The following is a 15,920-nucleotide window of genomic DNA, read 5'->3' on the forward strand; positions in this document are numbered from 1 at the left end:
GGTCCATACATGTTTCCCTTTGCAAGGAGGCCAGGCTATGACCGTCCCCATCCCGTTTGTCCGCAAGAGCCAGTTCATTTTCATCCTGCCCAAGCATGCCTTCCACCAGATGGTATGGCTCGACTTCGCCGCCGGATCCGCCACCGCCTGGCTGATGGAGGAGGGGCATCTGGCCAAAGTCCTCATCTTTGCCGGCAGCGGCTTCGTCCCCTATGTGCTGAAGAAAAGCGTGAATTCCAGCCTCAGTCCGCTTCAGCCGCGTCTGGTCCGGTACCATTGCTCCCTTTGGTCGAAGAGAGCAAAAAGCAGCCCGATCTGGACCCGGAACTGATCCGATCAAAATCCAACTTCCATTCAACCCCTTTTATTCCGTGACATGGATATTTTCTTTGGATAGGATAGAAGAGATCCTGCTTTGGAAGGGAGTTCTCCATGAAACTCGGCACCTATTCGAATTTAATCGCCAGCGTTGTCCTTGGCGCCTCCTTTATCGGCGGCTGCCTGATTGTAGCCTCAAGCAAGGAAGACGCTTCCCCAGCCATCGTCCAGCCCGCCGTCTCCAGCCCGGCCGGCTATGAATCTCCTTGGGACAAACCGCTGCTTACGATCGATGCGGCAGCAGGGTACCTCGGCATTCCCCAGGGCCAGCTGGAAAAAATCCTCAGCGCGGAGAGGGCACTGAGAATGAACTCCGGCGTAACGAACGCATTGCCGTACATCGTCGTGGAAGGAAGGATTTACATCAGCAAAGCGGCTCTAGACAATTGGGTGCTTGAGGCTTCGATGGCAGGGCGTACATACGTCAACGGGAAAATCGTGAACTAAACCTTCCCATCACTGACCGCAGCTGTCAGTGATGGTCCGTTATGCTTGTTCCGTAACGGAATCGGCGGCTGAGCCGCCCAGTGGAGGGATGCTTGATGTTTACGTCTATCGAGGATTTTGAAAAGGAATGGAAAGCGGAAGCGGAGCTGACCGCAAGCGTACTGGATGCTCTCACCGATGAATCGCTCGCCCGGCCGGTGGCGGAGAAGCGCCGCACGCTCGGAATGATTGCGTGGCATTTGGCGGAGTCGATCGGTTACACGGCCTCCATGGGGCTGGACTTCACCCCCGCGGATGCAGGGCAGCGTAATTCCGCAGAGGGAATCGCATCGGAATACAGGCGCGTCAGCCGTGATATTGCGGATGCCGTCCGCTCCGGGTGGAGCGACGAGACGCTGCTTCAGAAGCAGGAAATCGGCGGCGAGCTGTGGGCAAACGGCGCTTCGCTCCGATTCACCGTCATGCATCAGGCCCATCACCGGGGGCAGATGACGGTGCTGATGCGGCAGGCGGGCTTGCGCGTTCCGGATGTATACGGCCCGAGTTATGAAACCTGGGTGGAGAAGGGAATGGCTCCCCTGCCCTGACTCCGTTAAAATGGACGAAACGGCACCCATGATCTCCATCAGGCGCAAACGGCGCTGAATTCCATTCTCAAGCTGTCAGCGGCAAAACCGCCTGCTTATGACGGACATCTGCGAAGGGACTGAGTCCATTGGCCAAAGCCGACAATATGCTCTCGATTCTCTGGCTGCTCCGCTCCGGCCGCAAGATGACCGCCAGACAGCTGGCGGAGTCGCTGGAGGTGCACGTGCGCACGATCTACCGCTGCATCGATTCCCTTTGCGCCAGCGGCGTTCCGATCCTGGCCGATTCCGGCCCGAACGGCGGCTACCGGATTCTGGATTCGTTCAGCGAGTCCCCGCTGTTCTTCGATCCGGATGAGCAGCGCGCTCTCGTCCAGGCTTCCGTTTTTGCCCGGGAAGCAGGCTATCCTTACAGCACCGACCTCGTCCATGCGCTGGACAAGCTCATGCGATACGCGACGGACGAACAACGGAGCCGGCTGGCCAGGCATGCGGACGGACTGGAGGTCGTCCATTCCCCGACAGGCCCGCTGGAGCAAGAAGCTCTCCGGGTGCTGGAAAAGGCCGCCGCCTCGGGCGAGACGGTCATCATGGATTACGACAAGGGCCACGTAGAATCCGGTTCCATCACTGGTTCAAGCACTGGTTCAAGCCGCCGGGAATTCGATCCGTACGGAATCGTCCATTGGAAAGGGGCTTGGTATACGGTGGGCTTCTGCAGACTTCGGGGAGAGCTGCGGAGCTTCCGTGCCGACCGCATCCGAAGCGTCGAGAGCGGCAGCCTCCGGTTCGAAAAGCCGGAGGGCTTCTCCGCCAAGGAGTATTTGCTGAGCAGCCTGATGCCGGGCGCGCTGGAGAAGGAGCCGCTCGTCGACGTCGTCCTGGAAGGAGCGCCGCTTGCGCTCGGGGAGCTGTGCCGACACTGGCTGTTCGGGCATTCCGTCGCAGAGCGGCTTCCGGAACGGCTGCATCTTCGGCTCGGCGGCGATTCCCTCCAGACCTTCGTTCCTTACTTCCTCCTTCCCTACGGCCGCTCTCTGACGATTATCGAGCCGGCCAGCCTCATCGAGCGGATGGTGCAGGTGAGCTCAGAAGCGGCCGCCCATTATACGGATATGCTGAAACGACATTCAATATCAACGAAAGGCAGGTTGAAACCATGAGCAAATATGCAATGTTCGGTAAAATGAAAGCCCATCCGGGAAAGCGCGCCGAGCTGCTCGACCTTCTGCTCGGAGCCGCCAAGACCCTCGACGAAATGGAGGGCTGCGAGCACTACATCATCCATGAAGCGGCCGATGACGAAGACACGATCTGGATTACCGAGCTGTGGCTGAACGAGGAAGCTCATGCCGCTTCCCTGCGCAACGAGCAGGTGCTTGCCGTCATCGGCCAGGCACGCCCGCTCATCGCCGCAATCGAGCCGATCCGCGTCAGGCCGGTCGGCGGCGTCGGGCTATAGGCGGCAAACAGGACAAAAAGCTTGCCTCCGCAGGCGCAAATGCGCCTGGACGGGGACAAGCTTATCTTGGATAGTCGCGAACAGGCCGACTGACTGCTGCCCTGCCCTTGACCTTTATGTTTAATCGCCATGCCTTTGGTGCACTCAACAGGATGAAATGTTTCCGGGGCTTGGTCAGGATTGAAGCCTGCACCGATAAGGATTGCTCCGCTCAGCCTTGCAGCATCCCCTAATCATTCAATCCCTTGCCATCGAGAATCTGCTGCGTATATTTCTCCACCCTCGACTCTCGAGTTTTGGATTGCTTGGGGGCCGAAAAATAAAGAAGGTAAGCTCTCTGCCTTCCAGGCGTCAAGGCTTCAAAAGCAGCCTTCAAGGCAGGCATCTCATCGAGTTTCGTTTGAAATTCTTCCGAAATGGCATATTCGGTATTCTTTTTAAATTCCACTTTCAAACCGGCTTTTTCAACTTCAATGGCTTCATTGATATAGGCTTTCAAGATCGTTTCCTTATCAACGATTTCCTGGAGATTGGCGAACCGGATCTGGCGCGCCGCCTGTACATTTTCCGTTTGTCGAATCAGAATCCCGTTGGCATCCTTCAACAAGGCGCCTTTATGGAACAGGAGCGCGCAATAATCTTTGAATCCGTGGATGATCACGATGTTTTTGTTCTCGAACGTATAACAAGGATGCATCCACTTGAAGTCTTCGGTCAGCCCGCAGTCAAGAACGATCGCTCTCAGCTTCTCATATTCGGCCTTCCACTTTTTCGATTTCCGAATAAATCCATCTACCTTTGGATTCGTTGACATGGTTGAGGAACACTCCGTTTTCATACGAGAGGAGGGACGCGTATTTTCGGTTCCAACTGCTCGTTTATCCTGGTTTGGCTGTCCGGTTTGCCTTTGGTGCTGATATCATCTTATCACACCTGAAGCGCAGCCGCTTCCGATGGCCAATCAACAGTAAGGACTTGTCAGGCCCGATCATGCTCGACGAATGTCCTCTTCAGAAACTCTCTCGTGCGCTCCTGCTTCGGCCGGCTGAACATTTGCTCCGGTGTCCCTTCTTCGGCGATAACGCCTTTATCCATGAACACCACCCGATCCGACACTTCCCTTGCAAAATCCATTTCATGCGTGACGATGAGCATCGTCAGGCCGGAATGGGCCAGCTCCTTCATCACCTTGAGCACCTCGCCTACCATCTCGGGATCGAGGGCAGATGTCGGCTCATCGAACAACAGGACATCAGGCTCCATGGACAACGCTCTGGCAATCGCCACGCGCTGCTTCTGGCCGCCCGACAATTGCTTGGGCTTGGCGTTGATATAAGCCTCCATGCCCACTACCTTCAAATATTTCCGAGCCGTCTGCTCCGCTTCCGCCTTGGAGCGCTTCAACACCTTGATCTGGCCGACCATGCAATTGTTCAGCACATTATGATTTTCAAACAGATTGAATTGCTGGAACACCATCCCCAGCTTTTTGCGATAGGAGGGAATATGGTGGCTGCCATCCAGAATATTCCGGCCCCGATAATGGATTTCTCCGCCGCTGGGAATCTCCAAAAGGTTGATGCAGCGAAGCAGCGTCGACTTCCCCGAGCCTGAGGAGCCGATAATGGTGACCACTTCGCCATGATGGACGGAAAATCCGATATTTTTCAGCACTTCATTCATGCCGTAGCTTTTATTGAGCTGTTGGATTTCAATGACTTTTTCCATAGGTTTCTGTCTCCTCTTGCTTATCGGGCGGGTTCCATCTCGTAGCTTTTGGAACCATCCAGCCTTTTTTCGAAGTAGCGCAAAATTCTCGTGACGGTAAAGGTCATGACAAAGTAAATTACGCATGCGACAAAGAAGGATTCAAAATACCGGAAGTTGTTGCCCGCAACCGACTTCGTCAGGAAATAAAGCTCCGAAACGGAAATCACGTTAAGAACCGAGGTATCTTTGATATTGATGACGAATTGGTTGCCTGTTGCCGGCAAAATATTGCGGATGACCTGAGGTAAAACAATGTTGGCCATCATCTGCATGTGAGTCATGCCGATCGCATGAGCCGCTTCGAACTGTCCCTTATCGACCGACAGAATTCCGCCCCGGACAATTTCCGCCATATAAGCACCCGTATTGACGGACACGACAATGAAGGCTGCGGTGAGCACATTCATGTTGAAGTCGAAGGCCATTGCCGAGCCGTAATAAATGACTACAGCTTGCACGATCATAGGTGTGCCGCGGAACACTTCAATATATACCGTCAAAAGAAGGTTCGCGCTCTTGAGCATGATCCGCTGCGCGGCACGCCCAGGCGTCGGTATCGTCCTTATCACGCCAGCCAACAAGCCGATGACGGCGCCGATGACGGTTCCCACCAAAGAGATCAAAAGCGTCATCCCTGCCCCGCGCAGGAACATCTGCCAGTTCTCTTCGACAATTTTTACAATCCATTCCAAACTCATGCCGATGCCTCCCATTCATTCATTACAAAACCGACTGTATGGCATACAGCCGGTTCTCCGTTGGCATTATTTGGCTGCAGGCTGATTTTTTATCGCTGCATCCATGATGCTTGTGCGCTGCTCTTCCGAAATTCCTTTTAGAATATCGTTGATTTTCGCCGTATACTCGCTGCCCTTCTTGAGGCCGACTGCAATCGCCGTGTCATCCTCGGAGGTTTGGAAGCCGTCCTTGAATTCAACCATGACGAGGTTGCCGTTGGCCGCGGAAGCGCTCACCGCCTCCGGGCGCTCCGACACATAACCGTCGATCATTCCGGACTCGAGCGCTACTCTCATGACCGGGAAGTTGTCCATCGCCGTTTGCTTGGATACGCCTGTAATCTGGTCAATGACCGAATAGTGGAAAGTGTTTAGTTGAGCCGTCACTTTAGCCCCGTTGAAATCCTGGATGGAAGTGGCGCCTTCGTATTTCCCGCCTTTTTTCACGACCATCACCAAGTTGGACTTGTAGTAGTTGTCGGAGAAATCAATCGTCTCCTTGCGCTCTGCGGTAGGGGACATCCCGGCAATGATCGCGTCGATTTTTCCCGAAGTCAAGGCTGGAACAAGCCCATCCCACTCCGTCTTCACAATCTCAAGCTTTTTGCCCAAGCCGTCTGCGATCTTCTTCGCGACTTCCACATCGTAGCCGCCTGCGAATTCAGAAGTTCCGGCGATGCTGACGCCGCCATTGGAATCATCTTTTTGAGTCCAGTTGAACGGCGCGTAACCCGCTTCCAGTCCAACCTTGAACGTATCTTCATTTTCTGCCGTTGATCCGGCATTTCCCTTTGAACCGCAGCCCGTTATCATAAGCATGGCGGAAAGCAGCAAGATCGAAAATACCTTTGTCTTCATCTTCATTTTTTTATCCTCCCGGAATCTCTTTTTTCAAAACAAAAAAGCGGCCTGAGATCAGCTCAGGCCGCACGATGCCATAATACCTTATATGCCTCTGCTTCCCTGGGAAGATAGCTCAACTCAATGAACGGGGAGGTTCATTGAGACAGTCCTGCAGCTCTTAACTGCAGACCCAGCAAGCAATACGGAGCGTATTACCCACTTCGGCGGCATTTCCTTCTTCATAGCCTCATCGCCTTCTCGAGCTCCGCTACAAACTGTTAAACGCCGCGCCTCTACCTCACCGATAGTGTGAGGCAATATTCAGTTATCATAACTATGCTATAGGAAGCGGAAGATTGTCAATGTATATACACGGATCAATTGGCGGAAACATACCATTTCTAACGGCGGAATGTTTCTTTCATTTCTAAAATATCGTGTACATTATTTAACATGTATATTGTTGATACCTCTCGTACAACTAGCGTCGTGTTTCCCTTGGGCTTATTAGAATCGAGTTCTAATATTATCATCACTTGTCGTACCGTTCTCCGTGCTGCCTGTAACGGCAAGTTTAAGGCCATCCTTTTGCAGGATGGCCTTCTGCTGAAGCATGCGCCAGTCCCCCGCTGTTACCGATGCCGCATATGTTTTGACCAGTATTTCATTGCCCTTGGGCGTAGATTTCCCTACTCCTTCAGATGAAGAACACCGGGCGACCGTATTTGGATTACCGTTCTAGTGTTTGCTCAAATGGACTGCAGATTCATTAAAACCTTTCGTGATGAGCCATACCGCCAGGATCATTTCATTGGCGAATATTGGAAGCGCCAAGACCGCCCCCCAAGCAGAAACTTGATCAATGACCCCGAACATTTCTAAAAAGGCAGCTAGAAGAATCAGTGCAGACCCTGTCATGCCTAACAAGGGGATGAACCTGGGTACAAGTTTGGACTTATAAAAGATATAACTATACATCATCGTATTTATTCCTAGAAATAAATTAGGTCCAAGCAAAAATGTATAGTCATGCACTGCTTTTAGCAATGTACCCGAAACCTGATAAGACGCGATATCCGGGGCCCCCGCTGCTACATAGTTTTGACTTAAGGCCAGCAGGGACAGGACGCTGATCACCCCTACCGTAATAACAACAGCCTCCAAAAACCGGAAACAAACATGCCAAAGAGCAATCGTTTCATTGAATTTCCGTAAAAAAGGAAACATGGTTGTTGCAGTGCCTACCGCCGCAATGACAAGCATCAATTCCATAACCGCCCCAAGCACCACCTCGTTGGCATGCGCGGAACCTTGAACCAGGTAATCGGGATCATTTAGGACCGGTTTGTATAAGATAAGCCCTCCTATAATTGATGTAACGGCTGCAAGGATAAACAGAACACCTACGATTCTTGATGCTGTCTTCGTTGAAAAATCCATTTTCCTCATCCCTCCTCTGAGTTTTCTCCGTAAAAGAATACCTCTTCCAACGGCAAGTTAAAGGCTAGAGCAATACGAAATGCCAGCTCCAGAGACGGGGAGTAGTTTCCCTTTTCAAGAGCCACGATCGTTTGTCTGGTTACACCAACCTTGTCGGCCAGCTGCTGCTGGGTCATTTCATTACGATTGAATCGTAATTTTCGGATGTGATTGCCAACAAGAGCTTTACCCATCTTAGACTCCTCTCCTGTAGTGATACAGTCTCGATAAAGAACCGGTTACGTCCGAAAGAAAACCCGAGACAATTAGGACGATGAACATCACCTTCAAGGGTCGGTCGATAACCAAGGATCCCATAGCCAGAAGAAAACCGACGACAAATACAGCAAAAGAATTCCGGAAGGCCAACAAATCAATCCGCTTATCCAGCTCATCCGCAAATGCAGGCTCCTTTTCACCTGTCGTCATTCGGAAGACGATGTTGAAAATAATGCTGATCACGATGTGCGCTGCGATGGAAACCAAAGTCAAAACGAGTACAAAGGATCCCCAGTAATGAACCATTTCCTTTGAATCCAGTGCCCCTTCTGGATACTGCGGGTACCTGTACAAGCAATAAGCCGCAAAAATGAGTAGGGAACTGATTAACGATACGATGCTTTTCTTTTCTTGATAGGTCATGTACGACACCCACCTTAATCAAAGTAAAACCAACTGAACATAATGTATACCAAACTATACATATAGTCAACTTTAATATACAAAAAAGCCGATCAACACCTGAATAGAAGTGTTTCGGCTTGGGTGATAACACCTTTCCCTTACTTTTGGCTAAAATTCGCTTCAGCTCAGAAGTGATCAATTAATCCCAATTCTGCAACCCTTTATTTCCTCTGCAGCGCTTTTATCGTTGAGGCGATTCCCTCCTGGAAAGGCGTTGCAAGGACCGGACCGATGAGTCGTTCGTACTTGTCTCGGCTTAGCGTCAGCGGTTCTTCGGTCAGGTAAAGCATCTCCACGACTTCCTTCATGACGGGCAAGCCGATTCCGAGCAGGGACAAGCCCAGCTTCTTCAACGGAATGACCGGTTTGACGCTGCCGCTCGCCGATTGCGCGATCTTCGCGATTTCTCGTCCGGCGATCAATCCGGCCCCCGGGATATTCCAATTCTGCCCGTAGGCGAAGTCTTTGCCGGCCAACTCGACAATCATGGCCGCCGCGTCCGGCAGATAAATGAATTCGCGGGGAGTATGCATATTGCCGATGTAGAACGCCATCTTGCCGGCCGCGATTGCTTCCAGCGTCGAGCCCAAATAAGAAGCCTCGTTGGCCGTAGGTCCGTAATAATCGGGCAGACGGGCGATCAGAACCTTGGCCCGGCTCCACCGCTTGCTGAATAACATCCGTTCATATTCCAAGCGGACTTTGCCTTTTCGAGTATGCGGTTGCTTGGGATGCTCCTCAGTCACCGGGTTAGCCTGTCTCCTGCCGTAAGGGTAAATACCGTCAATCGCTACGACTCGGACAGCCATGCGCTCGGCCGCCTCCATCACCGACACGCCCAGCGGAATCAACTTGCTCGCCATCTCATGGTAAGGAACATTCGCGCAATGGAACCATACGTCCGCGCCGCCTGCTTGAGAAGCAATATCGTCGGGTCGCATCGCGTCCCCTACGGCAAGCGTCAAATGCGCAGGGTTGCCTAGCCGACCCGCGAACTGTTCTAATTTCTGGCGTGAACGCCCGAATGCAATCGTGTCGATCCCTCGTCTCACAAGTTCTTCCGTAATTGCGGCTCCCGTTCCACCCGTCGCTCCAATCACCATTGCTTTTGTCATCGTCATTTCTTCACGGCTCCTTCGTCATAGGGTATGAAATAATTTCCAACTAAGCTGAAGCCCTGCCGCTCCCTTTACTTGTCCTTCAGTTCCGGCATGTGGATGGCCTCGGCAATGTTGCCTAGCATCCCCCGAGCCAGGAACCGCATCGTGCTCTCTTCGGGATTCGAATTCTCCACCTGACGGAATGCTTCAAGCACCATTCGGCGCACCTCCCGGAACCCATAGCGCATAGCTTCTTGGATCGGCTCTTCTTGAATCGTCTGCGCCTGCATCTGCAGGAGCATTTCGTTGCGGTGGCTCTCCGAGATTTTCTCGTAGGTTCCGATCAGTTCGGCTTGCAGCCGCTCCGAAGACGCGGTCTCGATTACTTGGCGGAAGGACTTGATGATTCGCGTCCAAGATACATCAAGCGCTGACAGCAGCAGCTGTTCCTTCGTAGCGAAGAAGCGGAACACATAAGGCTGCGAGATTTGGACCCTCTGCGCGACTTGTGCCGTAGTGGCTATGTAGTAGCCGGTCTCGGCAAACACTTCAATCGCCGCAGAGATGATGTCGGTTCGGCGGTTGATGGATATCTTCGCGTCTTTGGTCATGAGATGAAGCTCCTTTGCGAATAACGAAAGTCTTTCGTTATAGATCGGGCAGATTGCCTGACTTGGTTCCTACCCGGTATGACGTTGTAATGCCTTCGTAATTCAGCATCATGCTCATGCCCATCGAGGCGTGTTTGAGGTTGTGGCAGTGGATCATCCAGAGGCCCGGATTGTCCGCTTCCAGATACAGCTCGTAGGTCTCGCCCTTCTTCGTCAGAAGCGTATCGAGATACACCGGGCTGCCTTGCAAGGCAGAGCCGTTCTTGCTCACGAAGCCTCGATCTCAATGGACAGGTAGACGATGACCTGAGCGTTCCGGTCAATATCGATTTGCTCCCCCCCGTTCAAACAATCCTTCCGCGTTCTCCGATCCCGACACGCCGGCTGCAACATTCGTTTTTTTCATTTTCAACGACCTCATTTCGCTGGATTTGGAATGGAATGATTATCCTTCTCCACCATGCGTTTTACCGTTGATGCTATCCCCTCTTGATAAGGAGCTGGCGATAAGCCGCCATACTCAGTGCCATATGTTCCAAGATCGTGGAAGCGCCCCTCGTAGCGATCCAGCATTTGCTTCACCTTCGGCTCATACCACTGAAGCAGTCGCCGCTGCCACCCTCCGATTGACTCGAAATGCGGCACCGCTTGAACGACTGAACCCGCGAGGTCAAGAAGCTCCGTTTGTGTAATTGGACCTTTGCCACGCAGATGCCAATCGCCCCCGTAGGAGGACTCCATCGACGCCAATTCCACGACATACCTCGCGGCATCGTCCACGTAGAGGTAGTCTCTTTTGACGGATGGATCGATCAGGAGCTTAACGGGCTTCCCTTGAACGACTTTGCGAAGCGCGTAGTGGATGAGCGTGTTGGAGACGGCCTCGCCGTACAACTCCGGGCTGAAGATTCGCATGGAAGTCGCGCCGGGAAGGTTCGGGTGCATCGGTTCCTCCTCATCGGCGGGAAGATAGACCCCTTCGAGGGTAACCGTTCTCGCTCCGGTCGCCGCGGCGGCGCTTCGAACGGCTTCTAGCATCCGCCGCACCTTCTCCGGTTTATCGTCGTAGGTCAAGTATACCCCGCAGAAAATCACGTCAACGCCTTCCGCGGCAGCCAGCAGCTTGCTCCGATTGCCGGCCTCTCCTCTCGCCGTTCGCAGAAGCGATGTGGATGAGAAGGCCTCCTCCAGCGCATCCAGCTTCCTTTGCGATCCCGAATAGGCAACGACTTCGACATTAGCCCCGATTAATTGCTTAACTAGCGCCTTTCCCCACCCGCTGCCTGCTCTCACTACCATTGCTTTAAGCATTCTGATCACTCCTAAGTTAAGGTATTTAGAGATTCTGAAGATTGCTGATTAGGTTCCTAACCGATACGGCTTTGCCATTAGCCTTATAATTGATTAGCCACTTACTTTGGAAGACGAGGTTTCCGCACAACCGCAAGGACCACTATCGCTCCGATAATCGAGAACGCGGCAGCTCCAAGGAACACCCAGGAGAATCCTCCGGTCAACGCTTGCGCTTCGGCTACGCCGCGGCCCATCAAGCGATCGATTCGAGCCGATGCCGCCGTTGTCAGCACCGCAAGTCCAATGGCTCCGCCAATCTGTTGGCTCGTATTGACCAAGCCGCTGGCAAGCCCCGCTTCCCCATCCGCCACGCCGTGAACGGCAAGCTCCGTTCCGGAGATGAAGGCGCCTCCCAGTCCGACCCCGATCAAAATAGATGGCCCCAGCAGATTGGCTGCGAATGTAGCGTCGCTAGGCGAAAAGGATAGCCCTATTAGCCCTGCGGCTAGCAGAATCAGCGATGCCGCCAGAGTCTTGCCCGTACCGATTGCCTTGATCGCTGCAGGAACGACTCCGGCGATGGCGACCAGCGCTCCGGCGAGGGGGAGCTGGGTGAGGCCTGCTTTTAACGCGTCATAATGAAGCACTTGCTGCATGTAAACCGAGAGCGCGAAGAACAATCCCGTCGTCGCTCCTCCGATGAGGAACATGGCTAGATTGCCGCCCGTAACCGACTTGTTGCGGAAGATGCCGAGCGGCATAAGCGGGTTCGAAGCACGCTTCTCGAGGAAGACAAACAATCCGAGCAGCACCGCCGCCAAGGCTGCGAGAATCAGCGTCTGCGGAGCCGTCCAGCCGACCCGCTCTGTCCCGGAAAGCGCAGCTACGAGCGCTACGATGCCGGCAGTTACAGCAGCCGAGCCCGACATATCCAGGCTGAGGCGTTCGCCAACCGAATCCTTGGCGATGAGGAAGGGAACAGCCGCCAGAATCAATGCGGCTACAGGAACATTCACATAGAACACCGCGGACCAGCCAAGCGAAGCCGTCAGCACGCCTCCCAACAGGACGCCCGCCGCGCTGCCGATACCCGCAACCGCGCCCCAGATGCCGAGCGCCTTCGCTCGATCCTTCGGATTCGCGAACAGCTTCGTGACGAGAGCAAGCGCGGCCGGGGCCAGCAGAGCGGCCGATGCGCCTTGAATCGCTCTCGCCGTGAGCAGCCAGGCTCCCGAGGTTGCCATTCCGGCTGCGGCCGAAGCAAGCGCGAATCCGGCCACTCCGGTCATGAACAACCTTCGATGTCCGAACCGATCCGACAGCCTTCCTCCGAGAAGCAACAAGCCCCCGAAGGGCAATACATAAGCCGTAATGACCCCGCTCAGAGTAGTTGTGCTGAGATTAAGTTCTGATCCGAGAGAGGGAAGAGCGATATTGACGATGGATGCATCAAGCACGACCAGGAATTGCGCGAACGCCAGCGCGATCAGCGCCCACCACCGCAGTGAAACAGCGCGGGAGTTCGCGATTGCCGATTGAACGATGGAACTCATCCGAATTTCCTCCTATTATTGATTAATCACTTACATTTGTTCAAAAAAATATTCGACCTGCCAAACCGCTTATCCGTCTTTATTAGAGTCCCTTTCCCCCCTGCCGCTCGACTCGTGACCAACAGGTGGATCGTGCTTGATCCCTCGCTTTCTCCGATAGTGATTGATCAATTACTAACTTGATGGTTTCACTATATCAGAGTGTTAGTGATTGGTCAATAACGATTTTGGGAAAATTCCACCCCCTCATCCTTTCATCAATTCAGGCAAATTAATCGCGACGGCAACGTTGCACAGCATTCCGCGCGCGAGGAACAGCATCGTCCGCTCTTCGGGCTTTCCGATACCGGCTTCACGGAAAGCGGTCAGCACCATATCGCGAACTCCCTTAAGCCCGTTGCGCATCGTCTCCTGGATGGCGTCCTCCCGAATGGTCTGTGCTTGCATCTGCAAAAACATTTCGTTCTGGTACATCGCCTGAATGTTCTCGTACTCTTGAATAAGCTTCGCTTCCAGCAATTCCGGCGAAGTCGTCTCCATCACCTGGCGGAACGATTCGATCACCCGAGACCAGGACACCTCCAACGCGGCCAGCAGCAACTTCTCCTTAGTCGCGAAAAATCGGAATACGTAGGGCTGCGAGATGTTCGCCCGTTCCGCCACCTGCGCCGTCGTAGCCCGGTAATACCCGGCTTCCGCGAACACTTCAATCGCCGCGGATATAAGGTCCGATCTGCGGTTGACTGACGTTGCTTCGGATTTAGCCATCTTTTAATTCCTCCTGTCGATAGTGATTGATCAATAATGAATTCAGTATACAATGGCCGAAGGAGCGATGCAAATCGTTCTGCAACAGCCCCGTGAGTGCAGATCGGGATCATCCGTACAAATATGAAATCCTTGAAAGAATCCTTGAAAGAAAGCATACTAAACCATGAATACAGGAACTCACAAAATGCAGGCTAAATAAAGGGATCCTTTAGGGGTACAATGAGGCGTTATTGATTGAAGCCGCCTGAAGGGCGTAGGACAAAATGTCGGTTCTTCTTAGAGCCTTTCCTACAATAATATAAGCAGTCGAAAGCTCAGGTGATCTTAGCACCGCTGATAATCCTGGCAAATACATCTCCATCTGCGACTTGTATAACAGTAGCTTCCTGAAATAGGAATCCTCAAAAACAAATTTCGCCCCACTTGTGGTTCACCGCGCTGTCAGTACGGCATGTATTTAGATAAGTCATGATCTATCTTTTACTGTAGGAATTCTGAGCCCGATACCATTCGACTGTAGCGGCCAGAGACTCTTCCGGCGTTGTCGCCTGCAGCCCGAACCGATTCGTAAATTTGGCTGCTTACAACAAAATCCTTCTCAAACTGATAGGACATCTCGATACTTCCCCTCGCTGCCGGGATGAATAACCCACCAACGCGGAGCATGCGTTCGGACAATACCTTCAACTCAATTAAGATGCGCTCCTCAGCAAGCCTCTCATTTAGAATTTTCAGACTATCCAACCGGCCGATTCGGTTCTCTATAGATTCAGCGGTTATTTGAAGACGACACATTTCCTTCAGCGTTTCATCCCTTTTCTCCTTCAGGGTTGAGCTTAATCCTTCTACACCTCTCTGTTTCAGGATGCTGCCGACCTCTTCTAATGCAGAATTTATAATCAACTATCAAAACTCATTCTAAATTCCGTTACATCGACGACTGTTTTGTTTTTAAGATTCTCCGTGCTGTCTATAACGGCAAGTTTAAGTCCATTCTTATGGTATGACCTTTTCTTTGCAAGCCCGAAATGCGAAAGAGTTGTAACCCCGGCTCCAACCGTCAATAGGGTTATTATCGAGCCGTACGGCATATCCCATAAATGAGAAAAAGGAGTCCCACCCATTGCAAGCATATGTGGAAGTTATTTTTCGAACGATCGCCGCTTTTGTCCTCCTCATGATCACATCGAGAATTCTCGGCAAGCAGACGATATCCAATATGACCTTCCATGACTTCGTGAGCGGCATCACGCTGGGTGCCATTGCGGCGAATTTGGCGTTTAACCATAAGCTCAACCATTGGCTCATCATCGCATCGCTGCTGATGTTCTTCGGCATCTCTTTCCTCGTGTCCAAGATCGCGCTCAAAAACCGGGCGTGGAACCGGTTGGTATCCGGCACTCCGACCGTCGTCATCGAGAACGGCAAAATTCTCGAGGACAACATGCGAAAAATCCGTTACACGTTGGACTCCCTGGCCCAATCATTGCGAGAAAAAGATATTTTCAATATGGAGGAGGTCGAGTACGCTTGCTTGGAGGATCACGGGAAGCTGTCCGTCAAGAAAAAAAGCGAGTATGAGTGGGTGACGCGCAAAGATCTGAAGCTACACGCCGCGGCCGTCCAGTCGTTCCCTGTCGAGCTGATTATGGACGGCACAATCATGGAAGACAATCTCGTCCACAACGGGCTGACCGTCCAGTGGCTGGAGCAGGTGCTGCGGCAGCGGAACAAGTCCGTTTCCGACGTGTTCTATGCCGTGAGAGGTACGCAAAATCAGTTGTATTTTGACTACTATCGGGACCACATTGACAAACCTATCGATTAGCCCCGACCTCACTGCGCTCTCCCCTCGCTTGCCGAGTGCTCCTCCCCCCATCAGGGAGGCAACCTCTTGTAGCACCTTCCTCCATTACTCCTACAGATCTTTAACACCCTTCTTGCCACCAAATATTCGCCGTCACTTATAATAAGGCTCACCCTATCACAAGTGATGAAAATAGATTGGACTCATTGCGAATCTCCAATCGGCATGATCGGCTCAGTGGAAGAGGGATGCCGTCTACAAACAAGGCTGCTTCGAGTTAGACTCGCAGCAGCCTTGCTTAGCTTCCTTTACTTGTTATTCGGCGCCAGAATGTTCAACGACACCGTTTCCGCCTCTGCTCTTGCCGCTTTGCCTCCAGAAATAAATTCGTTGGCGCC

General features: G+C 52.6%; 20 protein-coding genes and 1 riboswitch. Of the genes, 6 read left to right on the forward strand and 14 right to left on the reverse strand.

Going from position 1 to position 15,920, the window contains the following annotated elements; translation table 11 throughout:
* The first annotated feature begins 37 nt into the window (after positions 1–37).
* From PHU01S_RS19530 to PHU01S_RS19550, 5 genes are all read left to right on the forward strand, one after another.
* Entirely contained in the window at positions 38–331 is a 294-nt protein-coding gene (locus PHU01S_RS19530) for a hypothetical protein (RefSeq protein ID WP_048745748.1), read from the forward strand.
* A gap of 101 nt (positions 332–432) precedes the next feature.
* Positions 433–825 (forward strand): hypothetical protein, encoded by a 393-nt coding sequence (locus tag PHU01S_RS19535; RefSeq protein WP_021878725.1) that lies wholly within the window; start codon positions 433–435, stop codon positions 823–825.
* A gap of 95 nt (positions 826–920) precedes the next feature.
* Positions 921–1,412: a DinB family protein gene (locus PHU01S_RS19540; RefSeq protein ID WP_127509441.1), complete on the forward strand. Its 492-nt coding sequence runs from the start codon at positions 921–923 to the stop codon at positions 1,410–1,412.
* A gap of 128 nt (positions 1,413–1,540) precedes the next feature.
* On the forward strand, positions 1,541–2,575 hold the full coding sequence (locus PHU01S_RS19545) for a helix-turn-helix transcriptional regulator (protein ID WP_127509444.1): 1,035 nt from the start codon (positions 1,541–1,543) through the stop codon (positions 2,573–2,575).
* The gene (locus PHU01S_RS19550; protein ID WP_049869015.1) at positions 2,572–2,874 is read left to right on the forward strand and encodes a putative quinol monooxygenase; all 303 of its coding nucleotides are present in this window, start codon (positions 2,572–2,574) and stop codon (positions 2,872–2,874) included. Before PHU01S_RS19545 ends, PHU01S_RS19550 begins: the two co-directional genes overlap by 4 nt.
* Positions 2,875–3,103: 229 nt before the next feature.
* On the opposite strand, the gene PHU01S_RS19555 is transcribed toward PHU01S_RS19550, so the two are convergent.
* The 14 genes from PHU01S_RS19555 to PHU01S_RS19620 all read right to left on the reverse strand — a co-directional run bounded on the left by PHU01S_RS19555 (position 3,104) and on the right by PHU01S_RS19620 (position 14,618).
* Positions 3,104–3,688, reverse strand: a complete 585-nt coding sequence (locus tag PHU01S_RS19555; RefSeq protein ID WP_127509447.1) for a YdeI/OmpD-associated family protein — start codon at positions 3,686–3,688, stop codon at positions 3,104–3,106.
* Between the two features lie 164 nt (positions 3,689–3,852).
* Positions 3,853–4,602, reverse strand: a complete 750-nt coding sequence (locus PHU01S_RS19560) for an amino acid ABC transporter ATP-binding protein (RefSeq protein WP_127509450.1) — start codon at positions 4,600–4,602, stop codon at positions 3,853–3,855.
* 20 nt (positions 4,603–4,622) lie between these two features.
* Positions 4,623–5,342 (reverse strand): amino acid ABC transporter permease, encoded by a 720-nt coding sequence (locus PHU01S_RS19565; protein WP_049869013.1) that lies wholly within the window; start codon positions 5,340–5,342, stop codon positions 4,623–4,625.
* Positions 5,343–5,408: 66 nt separating this feature from the next.
* On the reverse strand, positions 5,409–6,200 hold the full coding sequence (locus PHU01S_RS19570; RefSeq protein ID WP_373864548.1) for a transporter substrate-binding domain-containing protein: 792 nt from the start codon (positions 6,198–6,200) through the stop codon (positions 5,409–5,411).
* 145 nt (positions 6,201–6,345) lie between these two features.
* Positions 6,346–6,528, reverse strand: a riboswitch (Lysine riboswitch).
* 434 nt (positions 6,529–6,962) lie between these two features.
* On the reverse strand, positions 6,963–7,664 hold the full coding sequence (locus PHU01S_RS19575; protein WP_049869010.1) for a DUF4386 domain-containing protein: 702 nt from the start codon (positions 7,662–7,664) through the stop codon (positions 6,963–6,965).
* A 5-nt stretch (positions 7,665–7,669) separates the two neighbouring features.
* Positions 7,670–7,897 carry a helix-turn-helix transcriptional regulator gene (locus PHU01S_RS19580; protein ID WP_048747276.1) on the reverse strand — a complete coding sequence of 76 codons (228 nt, stop codon included), beginning with the start codon at positions 7,895–7,897 and terminating at the stop codon, positions 7,670–7,672.
* A gap of 1 nt (position 7,898) precedes the next feature.
* Positions 7,899–8,345 (reverse strand): hypothetical protein, encoded by a 447-nt coding sequence (locus PHU01S_RS19585; RefSeq protein WP_021878734.1) that lies wholly within the window; start codon positions 8,343–8,345, stop codon positions 7,899–7,901.
* 203 nt (positions 8,346–8,548) lie between these two features.
* Complete coding sequence (locus tag PHU01S_RS19590; RefSeq protein ID WP_174806387.1) at positions 8,549–9,502, reverse strand: NAD-dependent epimerase/dehydratase family protein; 954 nt, start codon at positions 9,500–9,502, stop codon at positions 8,549–8,551.
* Positions 9,503–9,576: 74 nt separating this feature from the next.
* Entirely contained in the window at positions 9,577–10,098 is a 522-nt protein-coding gene (locus tag PHU01S_RS19595) for a TetR/AcrR family transcriptional regulator (protein WP_127509459.1), read from the reverse strand.
* Positions 10,099–10,135: 37 nt separating this feature from the next.
* Complete coding sequence (locus PHU01S_RS19600) at positions 10,136–10,369, reverse strand: multicopper oxidase domain-containing protein (RefSeq protein ID WP_049869008.1); 234 nt, start codon at positions 10,367–10,369, stop codon at positions 10,136–10,138.
* A gap of 146 nt (positions 10,370–10,515) precedes the next feature.
* Positions 10,516–11,409 (reverse strand): NAD-dependent epimerase/dehydratase family protein, encoded by an 894-nt coding sequence (locus tag PHU01S_RS19605; RefSeq protein WP_049869007.1) that lies wholly within the window; start codon positions 11,407–11,409, stop codon positions 10,516–10,518.
* Positions 11,410–11,510: 101 nt separating this feature from the next.
* Positions 11,511–12,944 carry an MFS transporter gene (locus tag PHU01S_RS19610; protein ID WP_049869005.1) on the reverse strand — a complete coding sequence of 478 codons (1,434 nt, stop codon included), beginning with the start codon at positions 12,942–12,944 and terminating at the stop codon, positions 11,511–11,513.
* Positions 12,945–13,190: 246 nt separating this feature from the next.
* The gene (locus tag PHU01S_RS19615) at positions 13,191–13,712 is read right to left on the reverse strand and encodes a TetR/AcrR family transcriptional regulator (protein WP_049869004.1); all 522 of its coding nucleotides are present in this window, start codon (positions 13,710–13,712) and stop codon (positions 13,191–13,193) included.
* Between the two features lie 483 nt (positions 13,713–14,195).
* Positions 14,196–14,618: a hypothetical protein gene (locus PHU01S_RS19620; RefSeq protein WP_049869003.1), complete on the reverse strand. Its 423-nt coding sequence runs from the start codon at positions 14,616–14,618 to the stop codon at positions 14,196–14,198.
* 274 nt (positions 14,619–14,892) lie between these two features.
* Between PHU01S_RS19620 and PHU01S_RS19625 the strand changes: the two genes are divergently transcribed.
* Positions 14,893–15,543 carry a DUF421 domain-containing protein gene (locus tag PHU01S_RS19625; RefSeq protein ID WP_049869815.1) on the forward strand — a complete coding sequence of 217 codons (651 nt, stop codon included), beginning with the start codon at positions 14,893–14,895 and terminating at the stop codon, positions 15,541–15,543.
* Positions 15,544–15,920 lie beyond the last annotated feature (377 nt).

Source organism: Paenibacillus humicus NBRC 102415 (assembly GCF_004000905.1).
GTDB classification, from domain to species: domain Bacteria; phylum Bacillota; class Bacilli; order Paenibacillales; family Paenibacillaceae; genus Paenibacillus_O; species Paenibacillus_O humicus.